12 protein-coding genes and 1 pseudogene are annotated in these 17,690 nt (G+C 65.0%); 8 read left to right on the top strand and 5 right to left on the bottom strand.

Annotation, left to right across the window (positions count from 1 at the left end; all coding sequences use genetic code 11):
• Positions 1–53: 53 nt before the first annotated feature.
• On the bottom strand, positions 54–761 hold the full coding sequence (locus ACM62G_RS15935) for a dienelactone hydrolase family protein (RefSeq protein ID WP_273821518.1): 708 nt from the start codon (positions 759–761) through the stop codon (positions 54–56).
• 94 nt (positions 762–855) lie between these two features.
• Positions 856–2,496, bottom strand: coding sequence for a hypothetical protein (locus ACM62G_RS15930; RefSeq protein ID WP_419737532.1), 1,641 nt, complete (start codon positions 2,494–2,496; stop codon positions 856–858).
• Between the two features lie 188 nt (positions 2,497–2,684).
• On the opposite strand from ACM62G_RS15930, the gene ggt reads away from it, so the two are divergent.
• Together ggt and ACM62G_RS15920 are read left to right on the top strand one after the other, a co-directional pair.
• The gene (gene ggt / locus ACM62G_RS15925; RefSeq protein ID WP_419737471.1) at positions 2,685–4,511 is read left to right on the top strand and encodes a gamma-glutamyltransferase; all 1,827 of its coding nucleotides are present in this window, start codon (positions 2,685–2,687) and stop codon (positions 4,509–4,511) included.
• Positions 4,512–4,651: 140 nt separating this feature from the next.
• Positions 4,652–6,106: an ArnT family glycosyltransferase gene (locus ACM62G_RS15920; RefSeq protein WP_419737470.1), complete on the top strand. Its 1,455-nt coding sequence runs from the start codon at positions 4,652–4,654 to the stop codon at positions 6,104–6,106.
• A 59-nt stretch (positions 6,107–6,165) separates the two neighbouring features.
• On the opposite strand, the gene ACM62G_RS15915 is transcribed toward ACM62G_RS15920, so the two are convergent.
• Together ACM62G_RS15915 and ACM62G_RS15910 are read right to left on the bottom strand one after the other, a co-directional pair.
• On the bottom strand, positions 6,166–6,501 hold the full coding sequence (locus ACM62G_RS15915) for a hypothetical protein (RefSeq protein ID WP_054062516.1): 336 nt from the start codon (positions 6,499–6,501) through the stop codon (positions 6,166–6,168).
• Between the two features lie 128 nt (positions 6,502–6,629).
• Positions 6,630–7,304, bottom strand: a complete 675-nt coding sequence (locus ACM62G_RS15910; protein WP_301601342.1) for a hypothetical protein — start codon at positions 7,302–7,304, stop codon at positions 6,630–6,632.
• Positions 7,305–7,867: 563 nt separating this feature from the next.
• Here ACM62G_RS15910 and ACM62G_RS15905 point away from each other — a divergent pair.
• A pseudogene (locus ACM62G_RS15905) lies at positions 7,868–8,752 on the top strand (methyl-accepting chemotaxis protein); the annotation flags it as partial.
• Between the two features lie 39 nt (positions 8,753–8,791).
• Positions 8,792–9,655 (top strand): methyl-accepting chemotaxis protein, encoded by an 864-nt coding sequence (locus tag ACM62G_RS15900; protein WP_419737531.1) that lies wholly within the window; start codon positions 8,792–8,794, stop codon positions 9,653–9,655.
• A gap of 139 nt (positions 9,656–9,794) precedes the next feature.
• Here ACM62G_RS15900 and ACM62G_RS15895 read toward each other — a convergent pair whose 3' ends face one another.
• Positions 9,795–11,711 (bottom strand): sigma-54-dependent Fis family transcriptional regulator, encoded by a 1,917-nt coding sequence (locus ACM62G_RS15895; RefSeq protein ID WP_419737469.1) that lies wholly within the window; start codon positions 11,709–11,711, stop codon positions 9,795–9,797.
• A gap of 405 nt (positions 11,712–12,116) precedes the next feature.
• Here ACM62G_RS15895 and ACM62G_RS15890 point away from each other — a divergent pair, with 405 nt between their 5' ends.
• From ACM62G_RS15890 to eutC, 4 genes are all read left to right on the top strand, one after another.
• A complete protein-coding gene (locus ACM62G_RS15890) occupies positions 12,117–13,637 on the top strand; it encodes an aldehyde dehydrogenase family protein (protein WP_054059792.1) in 1,521 nt (506 codons plus the stop codon).
• Positions 13,638–13,860: 223 nt separating this feature from the next.
• Positions 13,861–15,231, top strand: coding sequence for an ethanolamine permease (eat, locus tag ACM62G_RS15885; protein WP_054059793.1), 1,371 nt, complete (start codon positions 13,861–13,863; stop codon positions 15,229–15,231).
• Between the two features lie 138 nt (positions 15,232–15,369).
• Complete coding sequence (locus ACM62G_RS15880; RefSeq protein WP_054059794.1) at positions 15,370–16,764, top strand: ethanolamine ammonia-lyase subunit EutB; 1,395 nt, start codon at positions 15,370–15,372, stop codon at positions 16,762–16,764.
• A complete protein-coding gene (gene eutC / locus ACM62G_RS15875; protein WP_273821615.1) occupies positions 16,761–17,591 on the top strand; it encodes an ethanolamine ammonia-lyase subunit EutC in 831 nt (276 codons plus the stop codon). Before ACM62G_RS15880 ends, eutC begins: the two co-directional genes overlap by 4 nt.
• Positions 17,592–17,690 lie beyond the last annotated feature (99 nt).

Here is a 17,690-nt window from a genome sequence, read left to right as displayed (position 1 = left end):
ACGGAGCTCCGATCGTTCCCACGCGGAGCGTGGGAACGATCAGTGCCAAGGGATCAATTCTGCCAAAGGGTCTTGCCGAAGAACGTCAGGGTGCGGTCCCAGGCCAGTTGCGACCACACCGGGTCGAACTGGGTGCCGGCGATACGACCAGGGCCCACGGCGGTTTCGTTGGCGAAGGCATGGTGGGCCAGGTAGCGGTGGAAGGTGGCATCGACGCCGGCCTCATGCAGCTTGGCTTCCAGGGCATCGACGGTCTCGATCGCGAAGAACAGGTCCTGGGTCGCCCAGTGGCCAAGCAGCGGTGCCTTGATTGCCGAGGCGTCGAGGTATTCCAACGGCGGGAAGCCGTACCAGACCACGCCAGCGGTCAGCTCGGGGATCGCATTCAGCGACAGCAGGGTCAGCGCGCCCCCCATGCAGAAGCCGGTCACGCCGATGTTCTTCGTGTAGCCGCCCAGGTACTGCACCGCGCCACGGATGTCCTGGCTCACCGCTTCGGCGAAGTCGAGCTTGCTCATCAGGTGGTGAGCTTCTTCCTCTTCCACCGTGGACTCGCCACGGTACAGGTCCGGCACCAGCGCCAGGTAACCGCTGGCCGCCAGGCGATCGGCGACACCGCGGATCTGGTCGTTCAGGCCCCACCACTCCTGGATGACCACGATGGCCGGGGCACCTTCCAGCTTGGCCGGGCGGGCCAGGTAGCCACTGACTTCGCGGCCGTCCGGGCGTTTGAAGCTGACCGGGTTGTTTGCTTGGGACATGGCTCGTCACCTCGAATCGGGTTGAATGGAATCGGACCCGATTAAAGCCCCATGTCCCGGCCTTGGCGAGCACTATTTGAACGAAGGCTGTCCCTTACTTCAGCTCGAACACCAGGCAGGGATTGCCGTTGAAGCGCCCTTCGAACGCCGGCTCCGCCTTCTCCAGCGAGGTGCCCGCCAGCAGGTTCTGCTCCTTGCGCGACAGGATCACCCAGGCCGGGCGCGGCAGCGAATCCAGGCTGGGCGCATTCCTGGCCGCGATGAACAGCGGCTTCTCGTCGTGGTCCAGGTTCATCATGTAGCGCACCGCCCAGGTGTCCTGGCCCAGATTGAGGAACACCAGCGGCCCCGGATTCGCCGCACGCAGGTGCTCCACCGGGCCAACGAAGCCCCGGGTGTCGAATTCCAGGTCCTTGGCCGGCTCGACCACCTTCACCAGCAGCAGCCACTGGGCCGCCAGGGCGATCAGGCTGAGCAGCACCAGGCGCCGCCCCGGTTCGGCGGATGGCTTCAGCCAGAGCCTGGCGGCGAGCACCTGCAGCACCACCAGCACGCCCACCAGCAATGGCACCGACACCTGCGGCCAGAACCCATGCTTGAGCCAGGAATGGCGCAGGACGAACACCACGACAATCCCCAGCCCCGGCAGCAACGCCACCAACCCGGTATAAAAACGCCGCACACCCGCCAGCCAACCGTGCGCGTTCAGCAACCCATAGGCCGCCAGCGCCGCGAACATCGGCACCATCGGCAGGATGTAATAGGCCCGCTTGAAGTGCGGCACCGACAAGCCCAGCAGGATCATCAGGCCACAGGCTCCCAGCCGCAGGGCCAGTTGCACCTCATCGTCGCGGTCACGCTGCGTCCATGTGTGGCGCAGCGCGATCAGCGTTGCCAGCGCCAGCGGTACCACCGGGAAGTAGCGGTAGAGGCTGAGCTGGAAGTAGAAGAAGAACGGCTCGCCACTGTCCCCCAGGCGCCCGCCGATCTGCATGGTGTAGACCTGCCTGGCGAAGTCCTCGCCACCGCTCAGCCGGGCCAGGCTCATCAGCGCCCACCAGCAGGCCGCCAGCAACAGCAGGCCGACCACGCCGTAGCCCAACACCCTGCGCACGACCAGCAGCGTCTCGACCCGCGACCGGCAAACGCCCATGGCCCAGTAGACACAGGCCACGCCACAGACCTCGATCAGCCCCAGCGGCCCGCGAATGACAAAGCCCAGCACGAACAGCGGGAACACCGCGTATTGTCGCAGCCGCGAACCGAGGCGTTCGCCGGTGTGCAGCAGGTAGAAGCAGGCCAGGCACAACAGCGAGGTCATCTGGTCCAGGCACACCGAGCGGGACTTCTCCAGCAGTTGCGTCGTCAGCGCGGTCAGCAGCACCGTCAGCAGCGCCCATGTGCGCCCCGATGGCGCCAGCAGCCGGTAGATCATCGCCAGCACGCCCGCCGAGGCCAGCGCCGTCGGCATGACGTTGGCAAGGTGGTTCGGCGCGCCGAACAGCCGGGCGAACAGGTAGCTCAGGAAAGTCGCGGTGCCCGGGTAATCGGGATAGGGCTCGCCATAGGTCGTGGCGAAAAAGCCCGGACCATGACGGAACATTTCCTCGAGGAACAGCCACCAGCGGCCGTCGAAACCCTGGGCCGCCTGGTCCCAGATGCCAAGGGTGAAGAGCAGCAGGGCGACCAGGAAGATCGACAACGATTCGAGGCTAAGGCGTTTTTCGTGGGCCATCGGCATACGACTCATCCGCAACGACAGGGTGGACGGGCAAACCCTAATGGTGCCGTGCGGGGCACTGAATGCTGCCTGAACGAAGGCCAGAACCCGCGTGACTGGGAATCCTTCTCGGCAGGTGGTGCTACCCCCGGCCCCTGGCACCCTCTATAGTCCCCAGTCAGTCCAAGGTAGGAGCCTACGCAGTGCACTCCAGAATCACTCTCCGCCATCAGTCCCTTCGTACCCTGACTTTCGCCCTTTCGCTGGCCCTGTTCAGCGCCCCGAGCCAGGCCAAGGCCCTGCCCGACGCCCCGGAGATTGGCACCGGCTATCGCAGCGGCCTGCTCACCCGGCAGGCGAGCAGGCACATGGCCGCCGCCGCCAACCCGCTGGCCGCCGAAGCCGGGCGCGAGATCCTGCGCCAGGGCGGCTCCGCCGTGGACGCGGCGATCGCGATGCAGGCCGTGCTGACTCTGGTCGAACCGCAGGCTACCGGGATCGGTGGCGGCGCCTTCATCATGGTCTGGGACGGCCGGCAGGTGCACGCCTACGACGGCCGCGAAACCGCTCCGGCCGGGGCCAACGAAAAACTGTTCCTCAACGCCGACGGCACCCCGATGGCCTTCACCCAGGCACAGATCGGCGGCCGATCGGTCGGCACACCCGGCGTGATGCGTGCCCTGGAACTGGCCCACCGCAGCAACGGTCGGCTGCCCTGGGCCAAGCTGTTCGAACCGGCGATCCGCCTGGCCGAGCAGGGTTTCCCGATTTCGCCACGCCTGCACAAGCAGATCGCCGCCAGCCCGTTCCTGCCGAAATCGCCGATCATGGCCGCCTACTTCCTGGACGCGGATGGCCGCCCGAAAGCGGTCGGCACGGTACTGAAGAACCCGGCGTTGGCCGCGGTGCTCAAGCGTATCGCCAACGAAGGCAGCGACGCGCTGTACAAAGGCCGCATCGCCGAGGAGATCGTCGCCGCGGTCAATGGCAGCGCCAACCCCGGCAGCCTGTCGCTGGCCGACCTGCAGGGCTACCAGGCCAAGGAACGCACGCCGATCTGCTCCGACTACAAGCAATGGAAACTCTGCGGCATGCCACCGCCCTCCTCCGGGGCGATCGCCATGGCGCAGATCTTCGGCACGCTGCAGGCGTTGGAGGCCCGCGACAAGCGCTGGGCGCTGCCGGCACTGCCGCCCCTGAAAACGTCGACCGCCGCCGGCCTGGAACCCCGCCCGGAGGCCGTGCACCTGATCGCCGAGGCCGAACGGCTGGCCTATGCCGACCGCGGCCTGTACGTGGCCGACAGCGATTTCGTCCCGGTACCGGTGGCCGGCCTGATCGACCCGGCGTACCAGGCCCAGCGCGCCCGGCTGATCAGCGAACGCAGCCTGGGCAAGGCCGAACCCGGCGTACCGACCGGCGTGCAGGTGGCCCTGGCCCCCGACCGCTCGCCCCTGCGCATCTCCACCTCGCAGATCGTCGCCGTGGATGACCAGGGCAGCGCGGTGTCCATGACCACCACGGTGGAAAGCTCGTTCGGTTCGCACCTGATGGTCGAGGGCTTCATCCTCAACAACCAGTTGACCGACTTCTCCTTCATCCCCCGTGAAAACGGCAAGCCGGTGGCCAACCGTGTCGAGCCGGGCAAGCGCCCGCGCTCGTCGATGGCACCGACCCTGGTGTTTGATCGCCAGAATGGCGAATTCCTCGGTACCGTCGGCTCGCCGGGCGGCTCGCAGATCATCGAGTACGTGGCCAAGACCCTGGTCGGCCTGCTGGACTGGCAGCTCGACCCGCAGGCCGCGATCAACCTGCCCAACTTCGGCAGCCGCAACGGCCCGACCGAGCTGGAGCCCGGCCTGTTCTCGCCACAACTGATCGACACGCTGAAGCAGCAGGGGCATGAGGTCAACGAACTGGAAATGACCAGCGGCACCCAGGCGATCATGCGCGTGCGTGATGCCCAGGGCCGCACGTCCTGGGCCGGTGGCGCCGACCCGCGGCGCGAAGGCGAGGCGCTGGGCGACTGACGTGCAAGGACGGTGGCGGGCTCGCTCGCCACCGTTGCCGGGCCTGCTACACAGTCATTCACAATTTATTAAGATATTCCTCCGTATAGTGCCGGTCATCTGGAGGCCTCAGGGCCGACTTTCCTTTCCCCGGTATCCCCATGCGCACGACACGTCCCGTTATCCTGCTGTTCCTGCTTGGCTGCCTGCTGTTCTTCTTTGCCCTGGGCAACCATGAGTTGCAGGGTTCCACCGAATCCCGGGTAGCCGGGATCGCCATGGAAATGCACCTGAACAACGACTGGATCACCCCGCGCCTGCTGGGCGAGCCGTTCCTGGAAAAACCCCCGCTGAGCCTCTGGCTCGATGCCACAGCGATCAAGCTGCTGGGCGGCACGCCCCTGGCGGTACGCCTGGCCTCGGCGTTCGCCGGGCTGTTCACGGTGCTGGCGCTCTACGGTTTCATGCGCAGGATCGGCCGCCCCACCCTGTTGGCCTGGGCCGCCGCCGCAATGCTGATGACCATGGCCAGCTACCTGGGCAATGCCCGCCAGGTCGGTGAGGACGCCATTCTCAGCCTCGGCGTGTCGCTGGCGCTGTTCGCTTTCTTCCAGGCCAATGAGCAGCGCAAGCGCCAGGCCGCCACCCTGGGGAGCTGGCTGGTGTTCATGCTCGGCATCGCCATCGCGACCCTGACCAAGGGCGTACTGGGGCTGGCCCTGCCGGGTGTGGTGATTTTTTTCTACCTGGTCAGCGAGAGCCTGCTCGAGCGGCGCTTGACCCTCGGCAACTGGCTTCGCCCGGCACTGTTCACCCTGGTGGGGCTGATCCCGCTGCTGATCTGGCTGAAGCTGCTGTACGGGCAGGGCGGCGCGGATGCTGTCCGTGAAGTGCTCTGGGCCAACAGTGTCGGCCGCTTCAGCGGCTCGTTCACCGCGGCCGGCCACTACGAGCCCTTTTACTATTACTTCACCAAGTTGCCGGAGGCGTTCCTGCCCTGGAATCTGCTGGTGTACCTGGGGCTCTGGCACCTGCGCAAGGAGCTGATGCGCAAACGCCACCTGCTGTTCGCCAGCGTCTGGTTCCTGGCCCAGTTCACCCTGCTGACCCTGGCCTCGAGCAAGCGCATGGTGTACATGGTGTCCATGGCGCCCGCCGCCGCTATCATCGCCGCCGAATACAGCGCGGTGGTTCTCGCCTGGCTGCGTCGGCGCTCCGCCACCTCCACGCTCAGCCGCCAACTGGTCGACAAGCGCCGCCCGCTGGCTGCGGCGCTGCTGGCCGTGGTCGTCTGCGGTTATCTGGTGGCCGCCTGGCGGGCGCCGCTGGCCGACCGCAACACCTCGTTCAAGCCGGTGACCGACCAGGTCATCGCCCTGCAGGCCAGCGGCAAGCAGGTCGCGCTGTACCAGCCGGACGAACGCCTGGCCTCGACCGTGTTCTACACCCAGCGCCAACAAGCGGTGGTACAAACCCAGGAGCAGTTGGACGCGTTCCTGCAGGCCTCGCCGGACAATGTCGCCGTGGCCCAGAACCAGCAACCCGATGCCTCGCACAAGGTACTGGCCACCGTCACCATCGGCGGCAAGCGCACTTACTACTTCTACACCCGCTGAACACTCGTGGGCATAAAAAAACGGCGCTCCTGGAGCGCCGTTTTTCATGGGTCGGGTACTTACTGAACGTTCTTCAGCTTGACCACGTCGCCGGAAACCTTGGTGGTGTAGCCGGTCAGGACCCAGGCCCAGAACCAGTTTTCCTGGACCTGGGTGTTGATCAGTGCGTCACCGCCCTTGGCCTGGATGGCAGCAGTCTGGGCACGGACGAAACGGTCGTTCTGGCGGATCGGGATGAATCCGAACAGCAGCATGCCGGTAGCGGTCGCTTCGCTGTGACCGACCACGGTGTACTGGTTGCTGTCCAACTGCCGGGTTTTCATCGCCGTGCCGGTGCAACCGCCCAGCGCCAGGGTAACCAGCAGGGAAGCGGCGATTTTGCTCGCGTATTTCAAGGGATAACTCCATGGGAAAAACCCCGGGAGTCATTTCCCGGGGACGCGTACTGTAAAGGGGATAGCGGCAAACTCAAATGCTTCATCGAGTGCCATGTGGCCTGGGCCTGGCGATTCCCGGCCTGACCCTACGGCTTGAACACCTGTGGCCAGTCCGGGGCTTCGATATAACCCATCACCTTCGGCGCCTGGCTGGCCGAATGCTCGGTGAGAAACAGCGCCAGCCCGTAGCCTGGCGACGGCATGGAGAAATTCATGGCGTCTTCCAGTGCCCCCATGCATTCGCTGTGGGTGACCAGCACCAGGTTGCGCCCCGGCACCTTGTAGCGGCGAATGTCGCGCAGCAGGGTCTTGCGGCAATTGAACAGCCAGTCCTGGGTGCTGCTGGCGTGGTTGAACATGTAGGCGGAGGTCTGCACGGCACGGGTCAACGGGCTGTTGTAGATATCCGTTCGGGACAGGCCGAGCCTTTCGAAGCGCGCGCCCAACGCCACCGCCACGTCGCGGGCGCGATCGGTGATGCCGTCCGGCTCCGCCAGGCAGGGCGCCCTGGAGCGGTCGCAACGCTCGACATGGCGCACCAGCACCACCATTTCGCCCCTGGCCCACCCCGCAGTCAGCGCCATCGCGCTATCATTGCCAGCCTGGGCCAGATCGGCCACGGCAGCGGGCCGCAACATCACCAGCGTCAGCGGAATGACGAGCAGCGCTGCCAGCGATACCAGCAGGGCGTTCCGGTACCGGACGAGGCGGTTCAGTTCGAACGAGCGCTTCAACCAGCTATACGGCAGTCTTGATTCCACGTTCGGCTGCCTCTGCGAAAAAGGCCGGTTGAGTAGGCAATGTCGGCGACGCTACAGCACAAAAATGACAACTGAGCCTCGGGCTTGACTGCCGCTGGAGAAACCGCTTCCCTGCCTGCTGCAAACTCATTCGAACACAGAGCCTAGGTTCGTGAAGGTCGCGTCGCGGTGAAAGGAATGTGAAAAATTCCTCAATCGCCGACCTCGATCCGGCCTGGCTGAACGCCCCTGACGAAACGTAAACACCCTCGAAACACCCGAATCTCCTGCAAGAAGTTACAATTCGTGAAACACCTTCCCCGAGAAAAACCTTTCAGCTATCGGCTTTCCCGCCGATACAGCCCTTACGAACAAATTCAGCTGGCACCAATAACAACACCTTCCAGCCACCCAATGAGCAAGCAACACCAAGTTACTGGAGGAATTCAATGAATAGCTGGTTTGGCAATATCAGCGTCAATCTGAAACTGGGCCTGGGCTTCGGCCTGGTCCTGGCACTGACCACGATCCTGGCGCTGACCGGCTGGACCAGCCTGGGCGGTCTGATCGACCGCAGCAACTGGATGAGCGACATCACCCAGCTCAACGCCTCGCTGACCAAACTGCGTGTGGCCCGCCTGCAATACATGCTGACCAACGGCGACGAAACCGCCGCGCAGAACGTGCAGGTCAACCTCGACGCGTTCATCGTCCAGCAGCAGAAACTGCTCAACAGCTTCAAGAGCCCGGAAAACGTCAAGCTGCTCAAGGAGCAGGCGGCGACCATCACCGCCTACCAACAGTCGCTGAACAAGATGCGCGAGGCCTACCGCACCGGTAACGGCGCCCGCCAGAGCATGAGCGAGACGGCCGAAGTCGTGCAGAAACTGATCGCCACGATCCACGACAACGTGCTGCAGATGGCTCCAGGCGAGGACAACCGCTTCGAGCGCTTCCAGGCCATCATCCGCGCCAAGGAACAATTCCTGCTGACCCGCTACGAAGTGCGTGGCTACACCGGCAACAGTAACCCGGAAACCGAACAGAAGGCTGCCAATCAGCTGAACGAAACGATTGCCGGCCTCAAACAACTGGCCGAGCATTTCAGCAGCAGCCAGCAGAACGAACTGCAACAGCTGGAAACCGGCCTGGCCAACTACCGTACGGCCGTGCTGGCGTACAAGCAGGCCAACAACGATGTCGTGCAGGCCCGCAAGGAAATGACCGACCAGGGCAACAGCATCGTCGCCCTCAGCGAGCAGTTGTACCAGATCCAACTGGACCGCCGTGACAGCGAAAGCGCCCAGGCCCGCAGCCTGCAATTGGGCAGCACCCTGCTCGCGCTGCTGTTCGGCATCCTCGCCGCCGTGGTCATCACTCGCCAGATCACCCGCCCGATCCAGCAAACCCTGGGCGTGGTGGAACGCATCGCCTCCGGCGACCTGACCCACAACCTGGTGGTCACCCGCCGGGACGAACTGGGCGTGCTGCAACAGGGCATCCAGCGCATGGGGGCGACCCTGCGTGACCTGATCAGCGGCATTCGCGATGGCGTGACCCAGATCGCCAGCGCCGCCGAACAATTGTCGGCAGTCACCAGCCAGACCAGCGCCGGGGCCAATAGCCAGAAGGTCGAGACCGACCAGGTGGCCACCGCCATGCACGAAATGACCGCCACCGTGCAGGAAGTGGCGCGTAACGCCGAACAGGCTTCGACGGCAGCCTCCGCCGCTGACGGCGAAGCCCGTGCCGGTGACCGGGTGGTCGGCGAAGCCATCGCCCAGATCGAACGCCTGGCGACTGAAGTGGTGCGCTCGACCGAAGCCATGACCGTGCTGCAGCAGGAAAGCGACAAGATCGGCAGCGTGATGGACGTGATCAAGGCCGTGGCCGAACAGACCAACCTGCTGGCGCTCAACGCTGCCATCGAAGCCGCCCGTGCCGGTGAAGCCGGTCGTGGTTTTGCCGTGGTCGCCGACGAGGTTCGCGGCCTGGCCCAGCGCACCCAGAAGTCCACCGAGGAAATCGAAGGCCTGGTGGCGGCCCTGCAGAGCGGCACGCAGCAGGTGGCAACCGTGATGAACAACAGCCGCTCGCTGACCGACAGCAGCGTCGAGCTGACCCGCAAGGCCGGGGTTTCGCTGGAAAACATCACCCGCACGGTGTCGAACATCCAGTCGATGAACCAGCAGATCGCCGCGGCGGCCGAAGAGCAGAGCGCGGTGGCCGAAGAGATCAGCCGCAGCATCATCAACGTTCGCGATGTCTGCGAGCAGACGGCGGCCGCAAGCGACGAGACGGCCGCCTCCAGCGTCGAGCTGGCACGCCTGGGCAGCCAGTTGCAGACGATGGTCAGCCACTTCCGGGTCTGAGCGGATCGGAACGGTACCTGGACCAGGCCTGTGGGTGACACCCGGGTTCTGGGCCAGGCCCGCGAAAAGGCCTGTCAGCCTTGCCCACCCCTGAAATCCCTCTCAAGACGGTGAGAGGGGTTGCTCACAGGCTCCGCTCCTAGCGGGCGATCCCATGCTTGCGCAGCTTTCTGTACAGGGTGTTGCGACTGACTCCGAGCTGCCCGGCCGTGTTGGTCATATGCCAACGCTGCTGCTCCAGCGCATGGAGCAGCGCCAACCGCTCGGCGTCTTCCAGCGGATACGCGCCAGCCGGTTCAGCCGGCACATCCTCGACCAGCGGCCGGGCCTGGCGAATCATCGCCGGCAGATCCGCCACGCCGATCCGACCGTCCTCGCACAGCGCCACCAGGGTACGCAGTACCGTGCGCAACTGCCGAACGTTCCCCGGCCAGGCAAAGCCCAGCAGGGCCTGACGCGCCGCCGCATCGATCGACACCCCCTGCCCCGCCGCCTCCTGCGCCAGCAGGAAGTCCAGCAACCGGGACTTGTCGCTGCGCTCGCGCAAGGCCGGCAGAGCGATCTCCAGGCCGTTGAGCCGGTAATACAGGTCCTCGCGGAAACCACCGTCCTGTACCCGCTCCAGCAGATGGCGATGGGTCGCGCTGATGATCCGCACGTTGACCGCCTCCGGCTCACCGCCGATCGGCACCACCTGCCGGTCCTCCAGCACCCTCAGCAGGCGGGTCTGCAATGCCAGCGGCATGTCGCCGATCTCGTCGAGGAACAGCGTACCGCCATCGGCCTGTTGCAACTTGCCACGCATGCCTTCCTTGCGCGCGCCGGTAAAGCTGCCGCCGCGATAGCCGAACAGTTCGCTCTCGATCAGGCTTTCCGGAATCGCCGCGCAGTTGAGCGCGACAAACGGCTTGTCCGCGCGCTGGCTGGACTGGTGCACCGCCTTGGCGAACGCCTCCTTGCCCGAGCCGGTTTCGCCGTTGATCAACAGCGGCACATCACGCTCGAATACCCGCAAGGCCTTGCGAAAATCGCTCTGCAGGGTCTCGTCGTCCAGGCAGATGTCCGCCGCAGCGACCCGCCCGACCGCCACCGCCGCCGGCACCAACGGCCTGGGCACACTGCGCGGCTGGCCACGCAGCACCGCGAACAGGCTGCGGCCATCGCGGGTCCGCAAGGGCCAACTGGCGCTGGCCTGGGTACTGGCGCGGCCGAGCAGCTCATCCAGCGAACAATCGAAAAACGCCTCAACCGGCTGCCCGAGCAAACCGCCGCGGCCAAACCCGAGCAGGTTCAGCGCACTCTGGTTGACCGCGCAGATCCGCCCTTCACCGTCGAACGCCAGCAGCCCCTCGCTGAACAGGCCGACGGATTCGGCCTGCAGATGAAAACGCAGCAACCAGTGCTGGTCGTAATGCCGCAGGAAATAGCAGCTCTCGATCATCTTTGCCGACAGGTTCACCAGCGCCATGGTATGGAACTGGCTCTGCCGGGACACATCCGGGCGGGCCGAGGAAACATCCAGCACCGCCAGCAGCTCGCCCTGGGGATCGAACACCGGGCTGGCCGAGCAGGTCAGCCCGGTATGACGGCCGCGAAAGTGTTCGTCCTGGTGAATGGTCAGCGCCTGGCGCTCCACCACGCAGGTGCCGATGCCGTTGGTGCCTTCGCAGGCTTCGCTCCAGTCGGCGCCGAGCCAGAGCCCGGCGCGCTCGAAGATCTTGCGCTCGGACGGCGCTGTGACACAGTTGAGGATCACCCCGCGGGCATCGGTCAGCAGCACCGCGTGACCGGCACCGGACAACTGCTGGTGCAGGCTGGTCATCTCGTTGCCGGCAATCTGCAGTACCTGGCGCAGGCGCTCGCGGCTTTCCAGCAGGCGACCGTGTTCGAGCACGGTGGGGGCGATGCTCAACGAGGGGTCGAGGTGGTAATCCTCCAGGCAACGCAGCCAGGAACGGGCGATCGACGGATCACTGCCCGGGCCGCCGCTCAGGGCCTTGCCCTGGGTCACGGTGAGCACCTGCCGGGCGTGACGACTCAGATGGTTGTTCTGCATTTCTTATTGTTCTCCCCCCGTCCAGGGATGGCCTCTCCCCCACAACCACTCCGGGAGCCGGATTGTGCGGGAGCGGGCTTGCCCGCGAATAGGCCATCAAGCGTGGCCCAGGGCGCCAGGCCCTGCAGCACGTTCGACTTCACCTCAACGCCCAGCATCCTCCTGCACGGCGAGCATTGCAATCGCCCCGCGACCGATGAGTCATGGGCTGTGCCACAGGCGTTACAAAGTGTCACCCCCGACTGTACCAGCCGTGTCACAACCCGGCGGCCCACGTGTCAGTCCAACCAGACCAGGCCCCGACACAGAGCGCTTTCAACGCACTGGCCCGACCTTTGCTCTACGCTTGTCAGACGCTAAACCGCGTACTCCCTAATAAGCACAAAAGCCAAGGAGACACTCACCATGCGTTATGCCCACCCTGGTACTGCCGGCGCCATCGTTTCGTTCAAGGCCAAGTATGGCAACTACATCAATGGCGAATTCGTCGCGCCCGTCGACGGCCAGTACTTCACCAACACCTCGCCGGTGAACGGCAAGCCCATCGCCGAGTTCCCCCGCTCCAACGCCAAGGATATCGACAAGGCCCTCGACGCCGCCCATGCCGCCGCCGATGCCTGGGGCAGCACCTCGGTGCAGGCCCGTTCGCTGATCCTGCTGAAGATCGCCGACCGCATCGAACAGAACCTGGAAACCCTGGCGATCACCGAAACTTGGGACAACGGCAAGGCCGTGCGCGAAACCCTCAACGCCGACATCCCGCTGGCCGCCGACCACTTCCGCTACTTCGCCGGCTGCCTGCGTGCCCAGGAAGGCAGCGCCGCCGAGATCGACGGCAACACCGTGGCCTATCACATCCATGAGCCACTGGGCGTGGTCGGCCAGATCATCCCGTGGAACTTCCCGCTGCTGATGGCCGCCTGGAAACTCGCCCCGGCCCTGGCCGCCGGCAACTGCGTGGTGCTCAAGCCCGCCGAGCAGACCCCGCTGGGCATCTGCGTGCTGCTGGAACTGATCGGCGACCTGCTGCCTCCCGGCGTACTGAACGTGGTGCACGGTTTCGGCAAGGAGGCCGGCGAAGCCCTGGCCACCAGCAAGCGCATCGCCAAGATCGCCTTCACCGGCTCGACCCCGGTCGGCTCGCACATCATGAAGTGCGCCGCCGAGAACATCATTCCGTCCACCGTGGAGCTGGGCGGCAAGTCGCCGAACATCTTCTTCGAAGACATCATGCAGGCCGAACCGAGCTTCATCGAGAAAGCCGCCGAAGGCCTGGTACTGGCATTCTTCAACCAGGGTGAAGTGTGCACCTGCCCATCCCGGGCGCTGGTGCAGGAGTCGATCTACGACGAATTCATGCAGGCGGTGATGAAGAAGGTCGAGCAGATCAAGCGCGGCGACCCGCTGGACACCGACACCATGGTCGGCGCCCAGGCCTCCGAGCAGCAGTTCGACAAGATCCTCTCGTACCTGGAAATCGCCAAGAAGGAAGGCGCCCAGTTGCTGACCGGCGGCCAGGTGCAGAAACTCGACGGCGACCTGGCCAGCGGCTACTACATCCAGCCGACGCTGCTCAAGGGCAACAACAAGATGCGTGTGTTCCAGGAGGAAATCTTCGGCCCGGTGGTGAGCATCACCACCTTCAAGGACGAGGCCGAAGCCCTGGCGATCGCCAACGACACCGAGTTCGGCCTCGGTGCCGGCCTGTGGACCCGCGACATCAACCGCGCCTACCGCGTCGGCCGCGGGATCAAGGCCGGTCGCGTGTGGACCAACTGCTACCACCTGTACCCGGCGCACGCCGCCTTCGGTGGCTACAAGAAGTCCGGCGTCGGCCGTGAAACCCACAAGATGATGCTCGACCACTACCAGCAGACCAAGAACCTGCTGGTGAGCTATGACATCAATCCGCTCGGGTTCTTCTAAACCCTGAAACCGCCTTCGCGGGCAAGCCACGCTCCTACAGGTTCATGTGAAACACCATCCCGGGGACGACACCCCACTGTAGGAGCCGGGCTTGCCCGCGAACAGGCCCCCTGACACCCCATAACCTCTGGCTGCCCCGCTACGGGCCCTGCGTGCGCGCTGTACAGCAAATCGACACCCGAAAGTCCAACAACCAAACAATAAGAAAGACAAGCGAGGACTTATGACAACCCAAACCGAACTCAAACCGACCCTCGGCACCCTGCACCTGTGGGGTATCGCGGTCGGCCTGGTGATTTCCGGTGAATACTTCGGCTGGAGTTATGGCTGGGGTACCGCCGGGACCCTGGGTTTCCTCGTCACCGCCCTGCTGGTGGCGACCATGTACACCTGCTTCATCTTCAGTTTCACCGAACTCACCACCGCCATTCCCCACGCCGGCGGCCCCTTTGCCTACAGCCGCCGGGCTTTCGGCGAAAAAGGCGGGCTGATCGCCGGCATCGCCACCCTGATCGAATTCGTCTTCGCTCCACCGGCGATCGCCATGGCCATCGGAGCCTACCTCAACGTGCAGTATCCCGGCCTCGATCCGAAGATCGCCGCCGTGGGCGCCTATCTCGTCTTCATGACCCTGAACATCCTCGGCGTCAGCATCGCCGCCACCTTCGAACTGGTGGTCACCGTGCTGGCCGTGGCCGAACTGCTGGTGTTCATGGGCGTGGTCGCGCCGGGCTTCAGCTTCAGCAACTTCGTCCTCAATGGCTGGTCGGGGTCGAGCACCTTCAGCCTTGACGCGGTTCCCGGTATCTTCGCGGCGATCCCCTTCGCCATCTGGTTCTTCCTCGCCATCGAGGGCGCGGCCATGGCCGCCGAGGAAGCCAAGGACCCGAAACGGACCATTCCCAAAGCCTATGTCAGCGGCATCCTGACCCTGGTGTTCCTGGCCATCGGCGTGATGGTGATGGCCGGCGGCGTCGGCGACTGGCGCCAGCTGTCGAACATCAACGACCCGCTGCCCCAGGCAATGAAAGCGGTGGTCGGCAACAACTCGACCTGGATGCACATGCTGGTGTGGATCGGCCTGTTCGGCCTGGTGGCGAGCTTCCACGGGATCATCCTCGGCTACTCGCGCCAGTTCTTCGCCCTGGCCCGGGCCGGCTACCTGCCGCAGTCGCTGGCCAAGCTGTCGCGCTTCCAGACGCCCCACCGGGCGATCCTCGCCGGCGGGGTGGTCGGCATCGCGGCGATCTACAGCGACGGGCTGGTCAACCTGCAGGGCCTGAGCCTGACGGCGGCGATGATCACCATGTCGGTATTCGGCGCCATCGTCATGTACATCATCAGTATGCTCAGCCTGTTCAAGCTGCGCCGCAGCGAACCGAACCTGGAACGGACCTTCCGCGCGCCGGGCTACCCGCTGGTCCCCGGCATCGCCCTTGCATTGGCCCTGGTCTGCCTGGTGGCGATGGCCTGGTTCAACACCCTGATCGGCCTGATTTTCCTGGGCTTCATGGTGGCGGGGTTCATCTACTTCCAGTTGACCGCCAGCCAGCGCTCGCAAGCGCCAACGGACGCTATGCTCACCGGTAACTGAGTTGCACCAGGGCGGGGCATGACAAGCCCCGCCACGGAACAAAAAACACCACGCCCCGCAGGAGCCTCTGTCGTACGCCAGTTTTGTGCAAGACAGGGTAGAGTCATCGATAACCAGGGTTCAGGAGGACACCGCCCCATGGCCACATTCGCCCATTCCGTCGGCGCCCAGACCTATCGCTTCGACAGCCTCAGGGAGGTCATGGCCAAGGCCAGTCCCGCCCGTTCCGGGGACTTTCTCGCCGGTGTCGCCGCGCAGAACGACGGCGAACGCGTCGCGGCCCAGATGGCTCTGGCCAACATTCCCCTCAAGCATTTCCTTGAGGAAATGCTGATCCCCTATGAGTCCGACGAAGTCACCCGGCTGATCGTCGACACCCATGACAAGCAGGCCTTCGCCGCCGTCAGCCACCTGACCGTCGGCGGCCTGCGCGACTGGCTGCTCAGCGATGCCGCCGACGAACAGAGCCTGCGCGCCCTGGCTCCGGGGCTGACCCCGGAAATGGCCGCCGCGGTCTCGAAGATCATGCGCGTGCAGGATCTGGTGCTGGTGGCCCAGAAGATCCGCGTGGTGACGAAATTCCGCGGCACCCTGGGCCTGCGCGGCCGACTGTCGACCCGCCTGCAGCCCAACCACCCCACCGACGACCCGGCCGGCATCGCCGCCAGCGTGCTCGACGGCCTGCTCTACGGCAACGGCGACGCCATGATCGGCATCAACCCGGCCACCGACAGCCTGAGTTCGATCTGCGACCTGCTGAACATGCTCGACGCGGTGATCAAACGCTACGAAATCCCCACCCAGGCCTGCGTGCTGACCCACGTCACCACCTCCATCGAGGCGATCAACCGTGGTGTGCCGCTGGACCTGGTGTTCCAGTCCATCGCCGGCACCGAGGCGGCCAACGCCAGCTTCGGCATCAGCCTGAAAATCCTCCAGGAAGGCTACGACGCCGGGCTGAGCCTCAATCGCGGCACCCTCGGGCAGAACCTGATGTATTTCGAGACCGGCCAGGGCAGCGCGCTGTCGGCCAACGCCCACTTCGGCGTCGACCAGCAGACCTGCGAGACCCGCGCCTACGCCGTGGCCCGGCACTTCAAGCCGTTTCTGGTCAACACCGTGGTCGGCTTCATCGGCCCGGAATACCTGTACAACGGCAAGCAGATCATCCGCGCCGGCCTCGAGGACCACTTCTGCGGCAAGCTGCTGGGCGTACCGATGGGCTGCGATATCTGCTACACCAACCATGCCGAAGCCGACCAGGACGACATGGACACCCTGCTGACCCTGCTCGGCGTGGCCGGGATCAACTTCATCATGGGCATTCCCGGCTCCGACGACATCATGCTCAACTACCAGACCACCTCGTTCCACGACGCCCTCTACGCCCGGCAGACCCTGGGCCTCAAGCCGGCGCCAGAGTTCGAGCAGTGGCTGGCGAAGATGGGTATCTTCACCCAGGCCGACGGCAAGGTACGCTTCGGCAGCAACCTGCCCCCGGCCTTCCGCCAGGCCCTGGAGCAGCTAGGATGAACGACATGGGCAACGAGATCGACAGCGACAACCCCTGGCTGCAACTGCGCCGCCTGACCCCGGCGCGGATCGCCCTGGGCCGCACCGGCACCAGCCTGCCGACCCGCGCGCAACTGGACTTTCAGTTCGCCCACGCGCAGGCCCGCGATGCCGTGCACCTGCCCTTCGACCACGCCGGGCTCGCCAGCCAACTGGCCGAGCGCGGGCGGGAAACCCTGCTGCTGCACAGCGCCGCCGATGACCGCCACAGCTACCTGCAACGCCCGGACCTGGGCCGCAGGCTCAACGACGCCTCGGCCCGGCAGTTGCGCGACTATGCCCAGGCCCATCCGGGCGGGGTCGACCTGGCGATCGTCGTCGCCGACGGGCTGTCGGCGCTGGCCGTGCATCGGCATACCGTGCCGTTCCTCACCCGCCTGGAAGAACAGCTGGCAGCCGAAGGCTGGTCGCAGTCACCGGTGATCCTGGTGGAACAGGGCCGCGTCGCCGTCGCCGACGAGATCGGCGAGCTGCTGGGCGCGAAAATGGTGGTGATCCTGATCGGCGAACGCCCGGGCTTGAGCTCTCCGGACAGCCTGGGGCTGTATTTCACCTATAATCCAAAGGTCGGCCTGACTGACGCCTACCGCAACTGCATCTCCAATGTCCGGCTGGAGGGCATGAGTTACGGCCTGGCCGCCCATAAACTGCTGTACCTGATGAAAGAAGCCTGCCGCCGACAGCTGTCGGGGGTCAATCTCAAGGACGAGGCCCAAGTGCAAACACTGGAAAGCGAATCGGATGTCCACTCAAGCGGCAACTTCCTACTGGGCTCCCCCCGGGATTGAAGGTCATCCGGATTGCTCTTTTCCCAGGCTTTGGGCAGCATCGGCTTAGCGGCTGCCCGAGAGAGTGAACCGTTTGCCGTCATATCCACGAAGTTGAGG

The sequence above is a fragment of the Pseudomonas sp. COR18 genome (genome assembly GCF_048568395.1).
In the GTDB taxonomy this organism is placed as follows: Bacteria; Pseudomonadota; Gammaproteobacteria; order Pseudomonadales; family Pseudomonadaceae; genus Aquipseudomonas; species Aquipseudomonas fuscovaginae_B.
This window is presented reverse-complemented; position numbering and strand designations above follow the sequence as displayed.